At 38.2% G+C, this 2935-nt stretch carries 4 protein-coding genes and 1 pseudogene; 1 reads left to right on the top strand and 4 read right to left on the bottom strand.

From position 1 onward, the window contains the following. From ytpR to rpsT, 4 genes are all read right to left on the bottom strand, one after another. Positions 1–539: YtpR family tRNA-binding protein (gene ytpR / locus AAC037_RS22910; RefSeq protein ID WP_339905896.1), on the bottom strand; the 539-nt coding region annotated here is incomplete at its 3' end. 54 nt (positions 540–593) lie between these two features. After that, the gene (locus AAC037_RS22905) at positions 594–1211 is read right to left on the bottom strand and encodes a DUF1684 domain-containing protein (RefSeq protein ID WP_339905895.1); all 618 of its coding nucleotides are present in this window, start codon (positions 1209–1211) and stop codon (positions 594–596) included. Between the two features lie 6 nt (positions 1212–1217). Then, positions 1218–1913 carry a DNA repair protein RadC gene (gene radC, locus AAC037_RS22900; protein WP_339905894.1) on the bottom strand — a complete coding sequence of 232 codons (696 nt, stop codon included), beginning with the start codon at positions 1911–1913 and terminating at the stop codon, positions 1218–1220. Between the two features lie 174 nt (positions 1914–2087). Beyond that, positions 2088–2339 (bottom strand): 30S ribosomal protein S20, encoded by a 252-nt coding sequence (rpsT, locus tag AAC037_RS22895; protein ID WP_041934949.1) that lies wholly within the window; start codon positions 2337–2339, stop codon positions 2088–2090. A 164-nt stretch (positions 2340–2503) separates the two neighbouring features. On the opposite strand from rpsT, the pseudogene AAC037_RS22890 reads away from it, so the two are divergent. After that, a pseudogene (locus AAC037_RS22890) lies at positions 2504–2935 on the top strand (S1/P1 Nuclease); the annotation flags it as partial.

Raw genomic sequence — 2935 nt, 5'->3', positions numbered from 1 at the left:
AGATGGGAAGCAGCATCTGCCCGATTCGGGGTTAAGCCAATTTCAAGTACATCTACTTCCTTGATATCAAACAACTGACCTACCGGACTGCCATTTGGGAGAGTGGTATCTAAGACAAGAATCCCTTCATGCCCTTCTCCCAGTCCAAGCTCATCTTCGGCGCAAATCATCCCTAAAGACACTTCGCCTCTGATCTTGGCTTTTTTAATTACAAAAGGTTCACCTGAGGAAGGATATAGGGTAGCTCCAACCGTGGCTACTGGCACTTTCTGCCCTTTGGCAACATTTGGTGCTCCACAAACGATGGGCACTACCTCATCCCCTAGGTCCACAGTGGTGAGTCTAAGTTTATCTGCATTGGGGTGTGGCTCACAGCTCAACACTTCTCCAACTACTATACCTTTAAGGCTTCCTTTTACTGATTCGTAGGTCGTTATTCCTTCTACTTCTAAGCCTCCGGCAGTTAGCAGGTCGGCAATTTCATTAGTAGATTGATTGAACGGTATATAATCTTTGAGTCGATTGATCGAAATTTTCATTATTACGGTTTTGACTAAGATACAAATTTACAATAATTGCCCTCTACTTAAAGATTATTTATTGTAATTTTTCTCCCCTGCCCTAATAGGGATTTCTAAAATATTTTCTCTGGGTGGAATCGGGCATGCAAAATCGGGGTTATAAGCACAATATGGGTTATAAGCAAGGTTAAAATCTATGGTTATGGAACTAGATCCGTCCTGGCGAAGATTGATATAACGTCCTCCACCATAGGTTTCATCCGCACTTGTCCCATCTGCAAAGGCCAAAAAAAAGTTTCTCAAATCCACCTCGTCTTCTGCCTGCAACAATAGTAGTTTAAGAGACTGCCCTTGCAATTCGAATTCTACAAATGAGTGCCTGATATATCTTTCTAAAGTACCATCCGTCATAGGGATTTCAACTATTCTTTTGTTTGGCACCGGCACTAATCTTCCCCTAACCTTATAGGATGGGTCTATCGGATAGAAATCCAAAGAGTCAAGTTCTTTTTTTTGGTCTTCTTCTAAAGGCGAATCAATATTATACTTTAAGAACTTAAACTGTCGCTCTCTTTCTGCGGCAACATTCTCTAAATACAGCTTAGGATCAGTGGTTCCTGTAAAGGTATATAACAGGGAACCAATGACTACCACCCCAACAAAGACAAACAATAAAGATTTTTTATTCATAGTAAATTAGATCAAACTTTCATCTGCAAAGCTAAAATAGCCAACATCTGTGAAAATCACATGATCTAAGACCGGAAGCTCTAAATTTTTACCTACCAAGGATAATTTTTTGGTAAGGCTTATATCAGCACCGGATGGTTTTAAATTTCCAGAGGGATGATTATGGACCAATATGATGGCACTTGCCAAGTTTTCCATGGCATATTTAAAAATCAATTTAGGATCTGCAATGGTGGCAGAAGTACCTCCCTGACTTATCAACTGTTTTTTAATAACCACATTGCTGCGATTCAAAAACAAAACGTAAAAATACTCTATAGTTTCATCTAACAATTCCGGCCGCATTAAGGCGTAGACATCTGCCGATGAGGTGATTTTTGTTTTCTTTTGGGGTTCGGATTCCTTTCTCCTTCTTCCCAGTTCTAAGGCACTTACAATCCCTATAGCTTTAGCTTCACCTATGCCCTTAAATTTCTTTAAATCATTTACGGACAACCTTGCCAACTGAGCCAAATCGTTGTTTACACTTTTCAAAATATACTTGGAAAGATCTACCGCACTTAGGTTTCTTGAACCAGAACCTATTAAAATGGCAATTAATTCTGCATCTGAAAGCTGGGCTTTACCTTTAAGTAGCAGTTTTTCTCTAGGCCTATCCTCCTCTGCTAAGGCAGATATCCTTATTGACCGGTAATCATCCATAAGCAAAAAGAACACATATAATAGATACAAAAATCCTTTAAAGAATCAATTCCCGGCTTTTAGAAAGACGCTAACCAACTGATTTATTTGGGAATACTATTAAAAATATAAAAAAATAGGCATAAAAAAAACCCTACTTAAAAGCAGGGTTTAAATATCTAATGCAAACAGACCTTATAGTGCGTTAACAAACTTGGTCAATTTGGACTTTTTGTTAGCTGCATTATTCTTATGAATAACGTTTTTCTTAGCCAGTTTGTCCAACATGGAATTAACCTGGTTTAAGAGCTCCTGAGCTTCCGCCTTGTCTTCAGTATTTCTCAATCTCTTGATGAAAGTCCTGGTGGTTTTGGCCTGGTATCTGTTTCTTAACCTTTTGGCTTCATTTGCACGAATTCTCTTTAAAGCCGATTTGTGATTTGCCATACTATATATAATTAACTTTTCCTTTTTTGCTTAATATTGGATCGCAAATTTAGCTGTTTTATTTTTAATTGCAAAACAATTGTTTAAATATGAAAGAATAGAAGATTTTACAATCTCTGATTTTTTCACTATTTTCATAGATGACATTATAATACAAGTAAAATATGCGACTTTATTTGTTTTGTACCTTTCTATTTTTAACCTGCCATCAAGAAGCTATCGCCTGGGGATTTTATGCGCATCGCTTAATCAATCGTCAAGCAGTATTCTCTCTCCCACCGGAACTAATGGTGTTTTTCAAGCCCAATTTAGCCTATATTTCTGACAAAGCAGTAAATCCGGACAAAAGGCGCTATGCCGTTCAGGGGGAAGCAGAAAAACATTATATAGACCTTGATGTCTATGGCGACAGTGCCATCATTAAACTGCCCAAATCATGGCAAGAGGCTAAAATTTTGCATGGAGAAGACAGTTTGAGAAAATATGGAATATCACCCTGGAGTACTTACCAGACATTCCAATACCTTACCTACGCCTTTCAAAAAAAAGACCGCCAAGCCATTCTCAAATTAGCCGCTGATCTTGGTCATTACCTG

It is taken from the genome of uncultured Cyclobacterium sp. (genome assembly GCF_963976465.1).
In the GTDB taxonomy this organism is placed as follows: Bacteria; Bacteroidota; Bacteroidia; order Cytophagales; family Cyclobacteriaceae; genus Cyclobacterium.
This window is presented reverse-complemented; position numbering and strand designations above follow the sequence as displayed.

Coding starts and splice junctions, on each gene's coding strand:
- radC (WP_339905894.1), bottom strand. CDS start 1,913: ATGGATGATTACCGGTCAATAAGGATATCTGCCTTAGCAGAGGAGGAT.
- rpsT (WP_041934949.1), bottom strand. CDS start 2,339: ATGGCAAATCACAAATCGGCTTTAAAGAGAATTCGTGCAAATGAAGCC.
- AAC037_RS22905 (WP_339905895.1), bottom strand. CDS start 1,211: ATGAATAAAAAATCTTTATTGTTTGTCTTTGTTGGGGTGGTAGTCATT.